Origin of the sequence: Kitasatospora sp. NPDC096128 (assembly GCF_040303105.1) — a bacterium.
Lineage (GTDB): Bacteria > Actinomycetota > Actinomycetes > Streptomycetales > Streptomycetaceae > Kitasatospora.
Genome location: NZ_JBEOSP010000003.1, coordinates 127,777 through 143,895, shown reverse-complemented (window position 1 = coordinate 143,895; position 16,119 = coordinate 127,777). Strand labels below are relative to the sequence as shown.

Genomic DNA, 16,119 nt, shown 5'->3' with positions numbered 1-16,119 from the left:
CGAGTGCGGCAGATTCTTGTTACCGACGGGTACCGCGCCGGGGCCCGAAGGCCTAGGCTGCGCCGTATGTCGGACCTCACAGCAGACGCAGTGGCCACCGGACACCCCGGCACCGCTCCGGCGGACGGCAACCCGGCCGCCCCCGGCGGCGGCCGGACCGTCGCGACGGCCGTCCCCCGGTCCCTGGTCGAGCGGCTGGCCGCCGGGGTCACCGCCACCGGCGAGCCCAGCGTGGTGGAGACCGTCGCCCCGCTGACCGGGGAGCGGCTGGCCGGTCTGCCGCTGTCCACCCCGGCCGACGTCGAGGTCGCCTTCCAGCTGGCCCGCCGCGCCCAGCCGGCCTGGGCCGCGCTGCCGGTGCGCCGCCGGGCGGCGGTGCTGCTGCGCTTCCACGACCTGCTGCTCAAGCGGCAGGACGAGGTGCTGGACCTGGTCCAGGCCGAGACCGGCAAGGCCCGGCTGCACGCCTTCGAGGAGGTGCTGGCCGTCGCGATGGCCGCCCGGCACTACGGGCGCGCCGCGCAGGGCTACCTCAAGGACCGGCGCCGCGGCGGTGCGCTGCCGGTGCTCACCCACACCGTGGAGGCCCGCCGCCCCAAGGGCGTGATCGGCCACATCTCGCCGTGGAACTACCCGCTGGAGCTGTGCGTCGGCGACCTGCTGCCCGCCTTCGCGGCGGGCAACGCGGTGGTCAACAAGCCCGACACCCAGACCGCGCTGACCGGCCTGTGGGCCCGCGAGCTGCTGATCGAGGCCGGGCTGCCCGCCGACCTGTGGCAGGTCGTGCTCGGCGACGGCCCGGTGATCGGCCCCGCCGTGGTGGAGCACGCCGACTACGTCTCCTTCACCGGCTCCACCCGCACCGGCCGCGAGGTCGCCCAGCGCGCCGCGGCCCGGCTGGTCGGCGCCTCGCTCGAACTCGGCGGCAAGAACGCCATGCTGGTGCTCTCCGACGCCGACCTGGAAGCCGCCGCCGCGGGCGCCGTCCGGGCCTGCTTCTCCTCGGCCGGGCAGCTGTGCATCTCGATCGAGCGGCTGCTGGTGCACCGCTCGGTGGCCGACCGCTTCCTGGAGCTGTTCGTCGCCCGCACCAAGGCGCTGCGCCTGGGCGGCGGCCTCGCCTACGGCGCCGACATGGGCTCGCTGGTCTCCTCCCGGCAGCTGGACACCACCACCCGGCACGTGGACGAGGCGGTCAAGGCCGGCGCCACCGTGCTCACCGGCGGCCGGGCCCGGCCCGACCTCGGCCCGTACTTCTACGAGCCGACCGTCCTGGACGGGGTGACCCCGGAGATGGCGGTCTGCGGCGAGGAGACCTTCGGCCCGGTCGTGGCGGTCTACCGCTTCGACACCGAGGAGGAGGCGGTGGCCGCCGCCAACTCCACGCCGTACGGCCTGAACTCCAGCGTCTGGACCAGGGACCTGCGGCGCGGCCGGGCGGTCGCGGCCCGGCTGCGCACCGGGACGGTGAACGTCAACGAGGCCTACGCGGCCGCGTACGGCTCGGTCGCCGCGCCGATGGGCGGCATGGGCGACTCGGGGCTGGGCCGGCGGCACGGCGCCGACGGCATCCTGCGCTTCACCGAGGCGCAGACCGTCTCGACCCAGCGGGTGATGCCGATCGCCCCCTCGTTCGGGCTGGACGACCGGCAGTTCGCGGCCGTGATGACCGGCGGGCTGCGGGCGCTCAAGGCGCTGCGGTTCAAGTAGCGGGCGGCGTACGCCCCCTTTCCTTTCGATCCCCCGAGGAGCAGTGGCAGATGGTGGAGTCCGACGGTGCGGCGGAGTTCGACTACGACGTGGTCGTGGTCGGCTCCGGCTTCGGCGGTTCGGTCGCGGCGCTGCGGCTGACCGAGAAGGGCTACCGGGTCGCCGTCCTGGAGGCCGGGCGGCGCTTCGAGCGGGACGAACTGCCCCGCAACTCCTGGGACCTGCCGAACTACCTGTGGGCGCCGCAGCTCGGGCTGTACGGGATCCAGCGGATCCACCTGCTGGCCAATGTGCTGATCCTGGCCGGTGCCGGGGTCGGCGGCGGCTCGCTGAACTACGCCAACACCCTGTACGTGCCGCCGAAGGCCTTCTTCGAGGACCGTCAGTGGCGCCACATCACCGACTGGCAGCAGGAGTTGGCGCCGTTCTACGACCAGGCGCAGCGGATGCTCGGGGTCCGGCTGAACCCGACCGTCACGCCGTCCGACGTCCACCTCAAGGCGGCGGCGGAGAAGATGGGGGTCGGGGACACCTTCCACATGGCGCCGGTCGGGGTCTTCTTCGGGGACGGCAAGGACACCGACGGCACCGCCAAGGGCGCGCCCGGCGAGGAGGTCGCCGACCCGTACTTCGGCGGCGCCGGCCCGGCCCGCAAGGCCTGCGTGGAGTGCGGCGAGTGCATGACCGGCTGCCGGCACGGCGCCAAGAACATGCTCACCGAGAACTACCTGCACCTGGCCGAGGCGGGGGGCGCGGAGATCCACCCGCTCACCACCGTCGCCCGGATCCGGGAGGCCGGCGGCGGCTTCGCCGTGGACGTGCGCCGCACCGACTCCCGGTCGCGGACCGACCGGGTCAAGGCGGGCGCCCGGACCATCACCGCCGCCCGGGTGGTGGTCGCGGCCGGCACCTACGGCACCCAGTCGCTGCTGCACCGGATGCGCGACGGCGGCCACCTGCCGCGGATCTCCGACCGGCTCGGCGAGCTGACCCGCACCAACTCCGAGGCGCTGGTGGGCGCGCAGACCACCGACCGGCGCTACGGCACCAAGGCGGACTTCACCAAGGGCGTGGCGATCACCTCCTCGATCCACCCGGACGCCAACACCCACATCGAGCCGGTCCGCTACGGCAAGGGCTCCAACGCGATGGGCGCGCTGTCGATCGCGCAGGTCAAGGGCGGCGGGAAGGCCCCGCGCTGGCTGCGCTACCTGGGCAACTCGGTGCTCCACCCGGTGACCTTCGGCCGCTCGATGAACCAGCGCGGCTGGTCCGAGAAGACGATCATCGGCCTGGTGATGCAGTCGCTGGACAACTCGATCACCGTCTCGCTCAAGAAGGGCCCGCTCGGCAAGCCCCGGCTCACCTCCAGCCAGGGCCACGGCACCCCCAACCCGACCTGGATCCCGGCCGCCGAGAAGGGCGCCCAGGCGCTGGCCGACGAGATCAACGGCTTCCCGGGCAGCACCGTCGGCGAGATCTTCGACATCCCGATGACCGCGCACTTCCTCGGCGGCTGCCCGATCGGCGACGCCCCCGAAACCGGCGTGGTCGACCCGTACCACCGGCTGTACGGCCACCCCGGGATCAGCGTGGTGGACGGCGCGGCCGTCTCCGCCAACCTCGGCGTCAACCCCTCGCTCACCATCACCGCGCAGGCCGAGCGCGCGATGTCGATGTGGCCCAACAAGGGGGAGGCCGACCGGCGCCCGGCGCAGGGCGAGTCCTACCGCCCGGTCGCCCCGGTCGCGCCGGTGCGACCGGCCGTGCCGGAGGGCGCGTTCGGCGCGCTGCGACTGCCGCTGCTGCCCGTCCCGGAGGTCCCGAAGAAGCGCGGCTGACCCCCCTGTCGACAGCCAACCCGCCTGTGCCGCTCATCGGTTGACAGTCGTTCGGATCCGATGGGATAAACGGGCTCCCTGGGGGACCAGGAACTCGTCGAGCGGGGGGAATGCGGTCCATGGCCAACTGCGCATCGTGCGGCGCGACTTCGGAGGAGGGGGCGCCGGTCTGCGGCTCGTGCGGCCGGCCGACGATACCGCCGCCGCCGACGGCCGCCGCTCTGCCCGCGGCACCGCCGCCACCGCCGCCACCGCCACCGCCCCCCGGGTACGGGCCGCCGGCCCTCCCGCCGACCGCCGGGTACCACCCGCCGCCGCCCGGGTCCGGCTACCCGCCGCCCGGCGGCCCGCCCGCGCTGGGCAGCTGGGGGGCCGGCCGGCCGTACCAGCCGTCCTCGGCCGTCCGGCGGCTGCTGACCGGCGCCGACTGGCGCCCGGCGCTGCGGGCGGCCCTCGGCCCGACCGCGGTGCTGCTGCTGGCGGCGCTGATCGCGGCGATCCCGAGCGACTACACCTACGACCGGACCTTCCCGACGCCCGACTTCGGCGACCGCCTGCTGTCCACCCTGGGGATGGCGCTGAACGCGCTCGGGGCGCCGTTCCGGCTCGGCTTCCGGAGCCCGATCAGCCGGAGCCGCTCGGAGGGCCTGGAGATCACCCTCTGGGTGGTGCCGATGACGGTCACCCTCCTGTGGGGAGTGGCCCTCTGGCTCGGCCTGCGGGCCGGCCTGCGGCGGCGCAAGGCCGACGGCTCCCAGCTGACCCGCGGCCAGGCGGCCGGCGAGGCTTTGCGCACCGCGGTGGTGCTGGGCCTGGTGACCGTGGTGCTCGGCCTGGTCGGCGGCACCAGCTGGAACCCCAAGGGCGTCGAGGGCGAATCCGACTACTACGGCTCCGGGCTGAGCCTCGGGAAGCCGTCGATCAGCACCGACTCCGGCTGGCTGTGGGCGCTCGGCTGGACCGTCCTGCTCGGCGGGCTGCTGGCCTTCACCGTGTACGGCACCGACGCGCTGCGCTGGGCCGCGTGGCGCAGCCGGTCGGTGCGCGGCTGGGCGGTGGCCGCGCTGACGGCCGGCCAGGCCCTCGCGCTGACCGTCGGCCTGGCCTCGGTGACGGCCTTCGTGCTGGTCGCGGTCAACAGCGACCAGGGCTGGAAGACGGCGGTCTCGCTGGCCTTCCTGCCCAACCTCGGCCTGGAGTTGCTGGGCCTGGGCTCGGGCGCGACGCTCCGGGGGAGCAGCGACCTGGGCGGGGACACCCCCGGCTGGAGCGGTGACCGCGGCAGGCACACGGAGTTCTCCTTCTTCGACCTGCACGACCAGTCCGCCGACTGGCGCTGGGCCGCTCTGCTGGCGCTCGCCGCGGCGCTCCTGCTCGGCTGGACGGCCCACCGGCGGCAGCTGGACGTGGCCGACCGGCTCCGGCTGGCGGTCGTGTACGCCGCGCTGCTGACCGGGCTGACGGCGGCGTCCGGCGGGCTGACCAGTGCGGCGATGTCCTTCGCCGCACCGGACGACGGTGGCTGGAGCGGCTCGAACGGCACGGTCACCACCCAGGACACCTCGATCGGCCTGGTGTTCGTCAGCGTCCTGGTGGCCTTCGTGGTCTGGGCGGCGGTCGGCGCGCTGCTGGTGCCCGCGCTGCTGGCGGCGCTCGGCGGCGGGAGCGCCGGCGCGGCCTACGGGGCGCTGCCGCCCGGGGCGGGGCCGTACGGGGCGTACGGCGCGGTGCCGCCGGCGGTGCCGTACCCGGCGGGGCCGGGCTACGGGGTGCCGGGGGCGCCCGTGCCGCCCGGGGTTCCCGGGCAGGGCGGTCCGGCGTACGGGGCGCCGCCGCCCGGGGCCGAGGTGCCCGGAGTGCCGTACCCGCCCGGGCCGGTGGCGGACGCGCCGGCGGTGGCCGGGGTGGGTGAGGTGATCGGCTCGCACGACGCGCCGCCCACCCCGGCGGCCGGGACGGGGCTGCCCGCGGACGCCCGGCGGCCGGCCGAGGAGCCGGTCGACCCGACGGTCTGGCGAGACCACCCGTAAGCCGGCCGTGGAAAGGGCAAAGGGCCCCGCGGGGGAACGGGGCCCTTTGTCGCTCAGCACTCGGCGTCAGGGCTGCGCCGGTGCTGGAGGTGACGGCGCCGGGGGAGGAGCGCCGTCGGGTCGGTCGGCTCGTGGTGTGGCTCCGCGGCGCCGGCGGTGACCGGCGGAGCGGGGGCACGCGCTCCCGTGCGGTGGCGGGTCGGCGGACAGGTCTGCGCGGGCCATTGATCACGGAGCGTGAGGTGATGACCGCCGCCGCCGTGCGGCGCTGAGGCCGCGGAGACATCGGTCCGGGCCTCCGCGGCAGGCCTTCCGGCCGCCGGGAGAACCGTTCACATCAAGCATCGTGGTGGACGGAGGGGCTGCTCTGCAACCGGTTCGGCACAGTTCGGCACAGTCCATTTACTGGCGGCACACTGGCGGTTCCGCACCGAATGATCACGGTGAGTAGTGGTTCGGGGGCTGCGGCGCACGGGGACGCGCGTAGCAGCGCGGGACGGCGGGGGTGGTGCGCCCGGGGCGCACCCCGGATCGAAGGGCGGTGCGACGGCCGGTCCCGGGCGTCCCCGGGGAGCCGGCCGTCCCACCTCTCGGCCCAGTCGCGGCCGGGGTCGCTGTCCCCTGCTGGCCGGCCGCGGCACCCGCGCACGGTCCCACGGAGCCGCGCTCCCCGGCTGGCCGGGGCGGCGGCGCCACGTGCGCCGGTGGACTGGGGTGAAGCTCCACGCGTGGTCCTGCAGCCGTACGGCGGTGCCCCCGGTCGGGGGCGGCGGCGGCGCGTCTGGCGGACGCGGCGGAGCCGTGCGGTCGTCTGAAGCAACGAAGGGCGGGCCCGACCGGTCACGGTCCTTTGGACGTGCAGACGAGTGAAACCGGACAGCCCGGTAGAATCGGTGTCCAGACACCCCACACCCGTCCGCCGCCGCTGCCCTCCGTCGGGGAAGCGGCTCTGCGTGACACCTCGATACCGCTGCCGGAAGGCCGTCTGTGTCCTCTGCAATTCCCGTCCAGTCCGTGCCGGACAACGACACCGTCCTGGTGGTCGACTTCGGCGCCCAGTACGCCCAGCTCATCGCCCGTCGGGTGCGTGAGGCGCGGGTCTACAGCGAGATCGTGCCGAGCAGCATGCCGGTCGCCGAGATGCTCGCCAAGAACCCCAAGGCGATCATCCTCTCCGGCGGTCCGTCGTCGGTCTACGAAGAGGGCGCGCCGCAGCTCGACCGCGCGATCTTCGAGGCCGGCGTCCCGGTCTTCGGCATGTGCTACGGCTTCCAGCTGATGGCGAAGACCCTGGGCGGCACCGTCGACAACAGCGGCGCCCGCGAGTACGGCCGCACCCCGCTGAAGGTCTCCCGCACCGGCTCCACGCTGTTCGAGGGCGTGCCGGCGGAGCACTCGGTGTGGATGTCGCACGGCGACGCCTGCTCCGCCGCCCCGGAGGGCTTCACCGTCACCGCCTCCACCGAGGTGGTCCCGGTCGCGGCCTTCGAGAACGACGAAGCCAGGCTGTACGGCGTCCAGTACCACCCCGAGGTGCTGCACTCCGACCACGGCCAGCAGATCCTGGAGCACTTCCTCTACCGCGGCGCCGGCATCGCCCCGACCTGGACCACCGGCAGCGTGGTCGAGGAGCAGATCGCCCTGATCCGCGAGCAGGTCGGCAACAAGCGCGCGATCTGCGGCCTGTCCGGCGGCGTGGACTCCGCGGTCGCCGCGGCGCTGGTCAACAAGGCCATCGGCGACCGGCTGACCTGCGTCTACGTCGACCACGGCCTGATGCGCAAGGGCGAGACCGAGCAGGTCGAGAAGGACTTCGTGGCCGCCACCGGCGTCCAGCTGAAGGTCGTCGACGCCTCCGAGCGCTTCCTGAACGCGCTCAAGGGGGTCACCGACCCCGAGGAGAAGCGCAAGATCATCGGCCGGGAGTTCATCCGGGTCTTCGAGCAGGCCCAGGCCGAGATCGTCGCCGAGGCCGGCGCGCACGGCGAGTCGGTCGACTTCCTGGTCCAGGGCACCCTGTACCCGGACGTGGTGGAGTCCGGCGGTGGTACCGGCACCGCCAACATCAAGTCCCACCACAACGTCGGCGGCCTGCCCGAGGACCTCCAGTTCCAGCTGGTGGAGCCGCTGCGCAAGCTGTTCAAGGACGAGGTCCGGATGGTCGGCCAGGAGCTCGGCCTGCCGGAGGAGATCGTCCAGCGCCAGCCGTTCCCGGGCCCCGGCCTGGGCATCCGGATCGTCGGCGAGGTCACGAAGGAGCGCCTGGACCTGCTCCGCGACGCCGACGCGATCGCCCGCGAGGAGCTGACCGCGGCCGGTCTGGACCGCGAGATCTGGCAGTGCCCGGTCGTGCTGCTCGCCGACGTGCGCAGCGTGGGTGTGCAGGGCGACGGCCGCACCTACGGTCACCCGATCGTGCTGCGCCCGGTCTCCTCCGAGGACGCCATGACCGCCGACTGGTCGCGCCTGCCGTACGACGTGCTGGCGAAGATCTCCACCCGGATCACCAACGAGGTCCGCGACGTGAACCGCGTCGTCGTCGACGTCACCAGCAAGCCGCCGGGCACCATCGAGTGGGAGTGAGCGCTCCCCGCGAAGCCTGAACAGCCGCGCCGTCGTTCCCGTAGTGAAGGGAACGGCGGCGCGGCCGTTCGCGGTCACGGCTCCGGCACGTCCCACCGAAAGCGGGCAGGAGCGGGCAGAATGCGGACCGGACCTGTCAGAGAGCGGCAGGCCGTGAGGGAAGGTGTGCGGGATGTCGGAGGTCAGCAACTCCGAGGCGATCGACGGAGGAGCGGCCCGCCGGGCCGACCGGGCGGCCCGGCTGCGGGCGTTCGCGTCCAGGTACGCGCTGCTGCCGCTGCGGCTGTTCCTCGGCGTCACCTTCGTCTACGCCGCCCTGGACAAGCTCTCCGACGCGCACTTCCTGGCCGGCGCCGGCGACCCGGCCTCCTTCCTCTCCCAGACCCGGGCCGCCAAGGCGGGCGGCAGCCCGATCGCCTTCCTGCTCGGCCCCGCGCTGGACGCGCCCACCCTGTCCGCGCTGGCCGTCGCCTTCGGCGAGCTGGCGGTCGGCCTCGGCACCCTGCTCGGCCTCTGGGGCCGGATCGCGGCGCTCGGCGGCGCGCTGATCAACCTCAGCCTGTGGCTGACCGTCAGCTGGAGCGTCTCGCCGTACTACCTCGGCAACGACCTCGGCTACCTGATGGCCTGGACCCCGCTGCTGCTGGCCGGCACCCCGTACCTGTCGGTGGACGGCTACCTGTCCCGCCGGGCCGGGCGGGACCGCGAGCGGGGGCTGACCGAGGAGCACGTCAAGCGCCGGGCGCTGGTGGACGGCGGCATCGCGGCGGTCGCGATCGGCGGCGCCGGGCTGCTGACCGGCTCGCTCACCCGCACCTTCGGCCGGAGCGGGAAGGCCGCGCCCAAGCAGTCCGCGGCCCCGGCCTCCGGCGCCGCCGCGCCCGCCCCCACGGTCGCCGCGGCGAGCGTGCCGGTCGGCGGCTCGGCCCAGGTCAAGGACCCGGCCACCGGGGACGCCGTCTACATCGTGCAGCCCAAGGCCGGCCAGTACTGCGCCTTCTCCGCCGTCTGCACCCATTCCGGCTGCGCGGTGGACGCCCCGAAGAACGGCCAGCTGTACTGCCCCTGCCACGGCTCCCGCTTCGACGCCGCGACCGGCGCGGTGGTCAACGGGCCGGCGGTCAAGCCGCTGCCCCGGTACGGCGTCAGCAAGGACGGCGACAGGCTGACCCTGGGCGCGCAGCAGAGCTGACCGAACCGGCCGCTGCCCGTCCGTTCGCCCGCCCGCCCGTCCGTTCGCCTGTCCGTCCCCTCGGCTACGCGTCCCGGTCGGGCCGGCTCCGCCGGGCCACCGCCGCGACCGCGCCGGCCAGGCCGCCGACGCCGAGCACGATGAAGGTGACCGGGACGACGATGCGTCCGTTCACCGTCTCGTCGTTGAGCGCCGCCACCAGGTAGCTGATCGCGATCGTGGTGAACAGGGCGCCCGCGATCAGCGAGAACAGGTCGAGCCGGTGCTTCCTCACTGCTGGACCACCTTGATGTCGCCGAGGCCGATGCCGAGTTGGAGATCGATGGTGCCCTTGGACGGGCGGCCGTCCAGCGGGCCGAGCTGGTAGACGTGCCGGCCGGTGCCGTCGTTGCGGTCGCCGGGGACGGTGACGTTGCCCAGGCCGACCCGGGCCACCAGGTCCACCGTGACGTCCGTCGGCACGGTGACGACCAGTTCGCCGGCGCCGAGGTCGACCTTGGTGGCGACGGTGCCGCCCGCCGGGTCCAGCCGGGAGAGGTCCAGCCGGATGTTGCCGGCGCCGAGGTTGTAGCGGTCCTTGAGGTCCGCGGCCGTGGCGACCGTCCAGGAGCGGTCGCCGACGGCGTCCTGCACGGTGTGCGGCGAGTGGCCGGCGAAGGCCAGCGCCAGGGTGGTCAGCAGGCCCAGCGCCGCGAGCTTGCGGGCCTTGCCGAACTTCGCTGCCAGCAGCAGGGTCAGGCCGATCACCAGCAGCCCGGTGGCCAGCACGACGGTGCTCAGCTTGGTGACGTCGGTGTGGCCGACCGAGGCGGACCAGACCGCGGTGGCGGCGCCGATCGCCAGCAGGAAGCCGAAGAAGCCGAGCGGCGAGCGCTCCTTGGGGTGCCGGACGGCGGCCGGCTCGCGGCGGCGCTCCGGGCGCTCCTTGCGCAGCGGGTCGCCCTCCGGGAGGTCGGCGCGCTGCCACCAGGGCTGGGCCGGGCCGCCGGGCGGCGGCACCTTCGGGCCCGCGGCGGGGGGCGGGGCACCCTGCTCGCCGGCGCCGTACGGATTGCGCTCGGGGTGGCGGGGGTCCCACAGGTAGCCGCTCGGGCCGGGCACGGGGGAGTCGGCGGGGACGGTCCCGGCGGCCTGGTCGGCGGCGTGCCGGGCCCGGGCGGCCTCGTCCTGCGGCCAGCCGTGGCCGTCGGCGTCGGGGAAGTGGCGGTCGTACGGGCCGCCGTGCCGCCGCCCGCGGCCGCGGAAGCGACCGCGGCGGCGCTCCGGGTCGTAGCGGACCGCCAGGAAGACCAGGCCGCCGAGCAGCAGCAGCGGGAACAGCTGGTCCCCGTCGCCCATCGAGGAGAAGAACACCCCGGTGCCGATCACGGTCAGCAGCACCGCGCCGATCGACTGGCCGTCCACCCGGCCGGTCAGCACCCGCTGGAGCTCGGTGCGCCCGCCGCGGCCCTTGCCGTCGGCGCCGTCCTCGGTCGGGACGATCAGCCAGGCCAGGCCGTACAGGAACAGTCCGAGGCCGCCGGAGAGGCAGAGCACCACGGTGACCACCCGGAACACCACCGGGTCGATGTCCAGATGCCGCCCGAGGCCGCCGCAGACACCGGCCACCACGCGGTGGTGCTCGGTCCTGGTCAGCGGCGGGCGTTCCGGTTCCGGCGGGGCGGTCGGCCCGGCCTCCTGGATGTGGTCCTCGGTCATGGGCACCATCCTTCCGGCCCGGGGCGGGCGGACCCAACCGGGTACGGCCCTGCCCCTACCCTGACTTGTCCCTGAGAGGACTGGGGGCCCCACCCTGATGCGCCCGGAACCGCCCGCGTGGAACCATCGGTGGCGTGGCAGCACCCGGTACCGATCCCCGCCCCCTCGCCCCCGACGCCGCGGCGTCGGCCGGCGCCGACCCCAACGTGCCCGCCGGCGGGCGGCCCCCCTACCGCCGGCTGTACCGCAGCCCGCAGGGGCGGATGCTGGGCGGCGTCGCGCACGGCCTGGCGGTCCACCTCGGGCTGCCCGTGCGCTGGGTCCGGCTGGCCTTCGTGCTGCTGTTCTTCGCCCAGGGGATCGGCGCGCTGCTGTACGCGGCGTTCTGGTTCGTGGTGCCGATCGGCATCGGCGAGCCCTCGCAGCGCGGCGGCACGCACTGGGTGAACGTCAACGGCGTCTACGTCCCGACCTCGCCCTGGCTGCGGCCGGGCACCCCGCTGACCAAGCCGGGCGGCGGCGGATGGGTCGGCCGGCTGCGCGAACTGCTCCAGCACGCGCTCCAGGGCGAGCCGGTCGCCGGCACCGCCGCGGAGGCCGAGGGCGAGGCCGGCACCCGGCCCGGCGGCCGGACCGGGCAGGGCGGCATCGGCCAGCTCGCCGCTCTGGTCATGGTCGTGATCGGCCTGATCGCGCTGCTGAACGTGCTCGGCTGGCAGACCGCCAAGCCGTACACCTGGCCGCTGCTGGCGATCGGCGTCGGCGTCGCGCTGGTCTGGCGGCAGGCCGACGACTCGCGCTGGCAGCGCTGGTTCGGCATCGAGGAGGGCGAGAAGCGCCGCGGCGCCTACACCCGGGTCGGCGTGGGCGTGCTGCTCGCGGTGGTCGGCACCATCGCGCTGCTCGCCATGCAGGGCAGCGGCTCCACCCTCGGCTCGGTGATCGAGGCCTCGATCGCGGTGCTGGCCGGCGTGCTGGTGCTGCTCGGCCCGTACGGCCTGCGGCTCTGGCAGGACCTCGGCGCGGAGCGCACCGCCCGCATCCGGGCCCAGGAGCGCGCCGAGATCGCCGCGCACATCCACGACTCGGTGCTGCACACCCTCACCCTGATCCAGCGCCGGGCCGAGGACCCCAAGGAGGTGCTCCGGCTGGCCCGCTCCCAGGAGCGCGAGCTGCGGCTGTGGCTGTACCGCCCGGAGGCCGCCGCCGAGGCCGCGCCGGACACCATGGCGGAGACCCTGCGCGCCGCCGTCGCCGAGGTCGAGGACCGGCACGGCGTCCCGGTGGAGCTCGTCATCGTCGGCGACTGCCCGATGGACGAGAAGATCGCGGCACAGATGCAGGCCGCGAGGGAGGCGACCGTCAACGCGGCCAAGTACGGTGGCGGGGGACCGGTCCAGGTCTACGCCGAGGTGGAGGGGAGGACGGTGTCGGTGTTCATCCGCGACCACGGACCCGGCTTCGACCCCGACACGGTGCCCGAGGACCGGATGGGCGTACGGGAGTCGATCATCGGCCGGATGAAGCGGCACGGCGGCACCGCGCGGGTGCGGCCGGCGGCGGGCGGCGGCACCGAGGTCGAGCTGGAGATGGAGAGAACGAATGACTGAGGCAGAGCCGGGGCGCACGGCCAGGGTCGTGCTGGTGGACGACCACCGGATGTTCCGGACGGGGGTCCGGGCCGAGATCGGCCGTACCGACGTGACCGGGATCGACGTGGTGGGCGAGGCCGACGACGTGGACTCGGCGGTCCGCGTGGTCGCCGAGACCAGGCCGGACGTGGTGCTGCTCGACGTCCACCTGCCCGGCGGCGGCGGGGTCGAGGTGCTGCGCCGCTCGGTCGGCGTGATGGGCGAGCAGGGGGGCGTGAAGTTCCTGGCGCTGTCCGTCTCGGACGCCGCCGAGGACGTCATCGGCGTGATCCGCGGCGGCGCCCGCGGGTACGTCACCAAGACCATCACCGGCACCGACCTGGTCGACGCGATCTTCCGGATCGCCGACGGCGACGCCGTCTTCTCGCCCCGGTTGGCCGGCTTCGTCCTGGACGCCTTCGCCGCCACCGACACCCCGCCGGTGGACGAGGACCTGGACCGGCTCACCCAGCGCGAGCGCGAGGTGCTGCGGCTGATCGCCCGCGGCTACGCCTACAAGGAGATCGCCAAGCAGCTCTTCATCTCGGTGAAGACCGTCGAGAGCCACGTCTCCGCCGTCCTGCGCAAGCTCCAGCTCAGCAACCGCCACGAACTCACCCGCTGGGCCACCGCCCGCCGCCTGGTCTGACACCCGCCGGCCGAGCCCGCCCGCCCCGGATTCCCGGGGCGGGCGGGCTTGTCGGTGGGTGGCCATAGACTCGTCATTGCCATGAGTAGCCTCTTTGACGACCTCCCGCTCCCCGGTTTCGAGGCACCCGCCGCCGGGTCGAAGCAGCCCGCCGCGCCCGTCGCCGCCGACGAGGAGCCCCCGCCGTACGAGGACGACCAGCCGTACGAGGAGGAGCAGTCGTACGACGCGTACGAGGAGGCGATCCCGGACGGGCTGTTCCACACCGACCACGCCGCCGAGACCGAGCGGGACGCCTGGTACCGCAACGGCTCCGCGCGCACGGTGGTGGACCCGGCGCAGCTGCTGGAGGGGATGAACGACCCCCAGCGCGAGGCGGTGCTGCACGCCGGTTCGCCGCTGCTGATCGTGGCCGGCGCCGGCTCCGGCAAGACCAGGGTGCTGACCCACCGGATCGCCTACCTGCTGGGCGCCCGCGGGGTGCAGCCGGGCGAGATCCTGGCGATCACCTTCACCAACAAGGCGGCCGGCGAGATGCGCGAGCGCGTCGAGGCACTGGTCGGCCCGCGCGCCCGGGCGATGTGGGTGTCCACCTTCCACAGCGCCTGCGTGCGGATCCTGCGCCGCGAGTCCAAGGTGCTGGGCTTCACCTCCAGCTTCTCGATCTACGACTCGGCCGACTCCCAGCGGCTGATGTCCCTGGTCTGCCGCGACCTCGACCTGGACCCCAAGCAATTCCCGCCGAAGTCCTTCACGGCGAAGGTCAGCAACCTCAAGAACGAGCTGATCGACGAGGAGACCTTCGCCGACCAGGCCGCCAACCCGATGGAGAAGAAGCTCGCCGAGGCGTACACGCTCTACCAGCGGCGGCTGCGCGAGGCCAACGCGCTCGACTTCGACGACATCATCATGACGACGGTGAACCTGCTGCAGGCCTTCCCGGACGTCGCCGAGCACTACCGCCGCCGGTTCCGGCACATCCTGGTCGACGAGTACCAGGACACCAACCACGCCCAGTACACCCTGGTCCGCGAGCTGACCGGCGGCTCGGTCGCCGACGCCCCCAAGCGCACCGTGGACGGGGAGTTCGTGAACCCGGCGGCCGGGCGGCTCGCCGAGGTGCCGCCGGCCGAGCTGTGCGTGGTCGGTGACGCGGACCAGTCGATCTACGCCTTCCGCGGCGCGACCATCCGCAACATCCTCCAGTTCGAGGAGGACTACCCGAACGCGACCACGATCCTGCTGGAGCAGAACTACCGCTCCACCCAGACCATCCTGAGCGCCGCCAACGCCGTCATCGAGCGCAACGCCAACCGGCGCGAGAAGAAGCTCTGGACGGCCGGGGACCACGGCGAGAAGGTGGTCGGCTACGTCGCCGACGACGAGCACGGCGAGGCCCAGTTCATCGCCGACGAGATCGACCGGCTCACCGACAAGGGCGAGGCCAAGCCCGGCGACGTCGCGATCTTCTACCGCACCAACGCCCAGTCCCGGGTGTTCGAGGAGGTGTTCATCCGGGTCGGCCTGCCGTACAAGGTGGTCGGCGGGGTGCGCTTCTACGAGCGCAAGGAGGTCCGGGACGTCCTGGCCTACCTGCGGGTGCTCTCCAACCCGGAGGACACCGTGCCGCTGCGCCGGATCCTCAACGTGCCCAAGCGCGGCATCGGCGAGCGGGCCGAGGCGATGATCGACGCGCTGGCCGCCCGGGAGCGGATCTCCTTCGCCCAGGCGCTGGTACGGGTCGACGAGGCGTACGGGATGGCCGCGCGCTCGGCCAACGCGGTCAAGAAGTTCAACGTCCTGATGGCCGGGCTGCGCCAGGTCGTCGAGTCGGGCGCGGGACCGGCGGCGGTGCTGGAGGCCGTCCTGGAGGAGACCGGCTACCTGGCCGAGCTCCAGGCCTCCACCGACCCGCAGGACGAGACCCGGGTGGAGAACCTCCAGGAACTCGCGTCGGTGGCGCTGGAGTACGAGCAGGACCCGGGCGAGCGGCCGGACGCCGGGGAGGAGGGCACGCCGCCGGTCGGCTCGCTGGCCGACTTCCTGGAGCGGGTCGCGCTGGTCGCGGACTCGGACCAGCTCCCGGATGCGAAGCAGTACGGGGCAGAAGAGGGAAGCCCGGACGAGGACGAGGAAGGGCGGGGCGTCATCACGATGATGACCCTGCACACCGCCAAGGGCCTGGAGTTCCCCGTCGTCTTCCTGACCGGTATGGAGGACGGGATCTTCCCGCACATGCGGGCGCTCAACCAGGTCAAGGAGCTGGAGGAGGAGCGCCGGCTCGCGTACGTCGGCCTCACCCGGGCCCGCGAACGGCTCTACCTGACCCGCTCGGTGCTGCGCAGCGCCTGGGGGCAGCCGGCCTACAACCCGGCCTCGCGGTTCCTGGAGGAGATCCCGGAGGCCCTGGTCGAGTGGAAGCGGACGGGGGCGGCCCAGGCGCCGATCCAGCGCGGCTTCTCCTCGGGCTCGTCCTGGGGCAAGTCCTCGTCCGGGGGCGGGAGTTCGCGCTCCTCCTCGTCGTCGTCGTCCGGTCCGGCCTCGCCGAAGGCGGGCTGGGGGCAGTCGGTGCGGCGCGGCGGCAAGGTGGTGGAGCGCGAGGTCGCCTCGCTCGCCGTCGGCGACCGGGTCAGCCACGACACCTTCGGGCTGGGCACCGTGGTGGGCGTGACGGGCGCCGGCGACAACGCCCAGGCCGAGGTGGACTTCGGGTCGGGCGGCCGCAAGCGGCTGGTGCTGCGCTACGCGCCGGTCGAGAAGCTGTAGGGCGCGGTCGGGCGGGCCT

The 16,119-nt window shown here is 74.0% G+C and carries 10 protein-coding genes and 1 pseudogene; 9 read left to right on the top strand and 2 right to left on the bottom strand.

The annotated features are described in order from the left end of the window. The first annotated feature begins 66 nt into the window (after positions 1–66). The 6 genes and pseudogenes from ABTY61_RS05030 to ABTY61_RS05005 all read left to right on the top strand — a co-directional run bounded on the left by ABTY61_RS05030 (position 67) and on the right by ABTY61_RS05005 (position 9,356). Entirely contained in the window at positions 67–1,710 is a 1,644-nt protein-coding gene (locus ABTY61_RS05030) for a succinic semialdehyde dehydrogenase (RefSeq protein ID WP_350503529.1), read from the top strand. A gap of 50 nt (positions 1,711–1,760) precedes the next feature. After that, complete coding sequence (locus tag ABTY61_RS05025) at positions 1,761–3,551, top strand: GMC oxidoreductase (RefSeq protein WP_350503528.1); 1,791 nt, start codon at positions 1,761–1,763, stop codon at positions 3,549–3,551. A gap of 119 nt (positions 3,552–3,670) precedes the next feature. Continuing rightward, entirely contained in the window at positions 3,671–5,581 is a 1,911-nt protein-coding gene (locus ABTY61_RS05020; protein WP_350503527.1) for a hypothetical protein, read from the top strand. Positions 5,582–6,595: 1,014 nt separating this feature from the next. After that, complete coding sequence (gene guaA, locus ABTY61_RS05015; protein ID WP_497968976.1) at positions 6,596–8,164, top strand: glutamine-hydrolyzing GMP synthase; 1,569 nt, start codon at positions 6,596–6,598, stop codon at positions 8,162–8,164. Positions 8,165–8,336: 172 nt separating this feature from the next. Continuing rightward, a pseudogene (locus ABTY61_RS05010) lies at positions 8,337–8,864 on the top strand (DoxX family membrane protein); the annotation flags it as partial. Positions 8,865–8,912: 48 nt separating this feature from the next. Next, positions 8,913–9,356, top strand: a complete 444-nt coding sequence (locus ABTY61_RS05005; protein WP_502895228.1) for a QcrA and Rieske domain-containing protein — start codon at positions 8,913–8,915, stop codon at positions 9,354–9,356. Between the two features lie 64 nt (positions 9,357–9,420). Here ABTY61_RS05005 and ABTY61_RS05000 read toward each other — a convergent pair whose 3' ends face one another. Together ABTY61_RS05000 and ABTY61_RS04995 are read right to left on the bottom strand one after the other, a co-directional pair. Continuing rightward, positions 9,421–9,630 (bottom strand): hypothetical protein, encoded by a 210-nt coding sequence (locus tag ABTY61_RS05000; RefSeq protein WP_350503525.1) that lies wholly within the window; start codon positions 9,628–9,630, stop codon positions 9,421–9,423. Then, entirely contained in the window at positions 9,627–11,054 is a 1,428-nt protein-coding gene (locus ABTY61_RS04995; RefSeq protein ID WP_350503524.1) for a PspC domain-containing protein, read from the bottom strand. Before ABTY61_RS04995 ends, ABTY61_RS05000 begins: the two co-directional genes overlap by 4 nt. Positions 11,055–11,317: 263 nt before the next feature. On the opposite strand from ABTY61_RS04995, the gene ABTY61_RS04990 reads away from it, so the two are divergent. The 3 genes from ABTY61_RS04990 (at position 11,318) to pcrA (ending at position 16,100) form a co-directional block, all read left to right on the top strand. Further along, positions 11,318–12,664 (top strand): ATP-binding protein, encoded by a 1,347-nt coding sequence (locus tag ABTY61_RS04990; RefSeq protein ID WP_350503711.1) that lies wholly within the window; start codon positions 11,318–11,320, stop codon positions 12,662–12,664. Further along, on the top strand, positions 12,657–13,334 hold the full coding sequence (locus tag ABTY61_RS04985) for a LuxR C-terminal-related transcriptional regulator (RefSeq protein WP_350503523.1): 678 nt from the start codon (positions 12,657–12,659) through the stop codon (positions 13,332–13,334). The genes ABTY61_RS04990 and ABTY61_RS04985 overlap by 8 nt, the downstream gene beginning before the upstream one ends. 81 nt (positions 13,335–13,415) lie before the next feature. Next, on the top strand, positions 13,416–16,100 hold the full coding sequence (gene pcrA / locus ABTY61_RS04980; protein ID WP_350503522.1) for a DNA helicase PcrA: 2,685 nt from the start codon (positions 13,416–13,418) through the stop codon (positions 16,098–16,100). Positions 16,101–16,119: the final 19 nt, after the last annotated feature.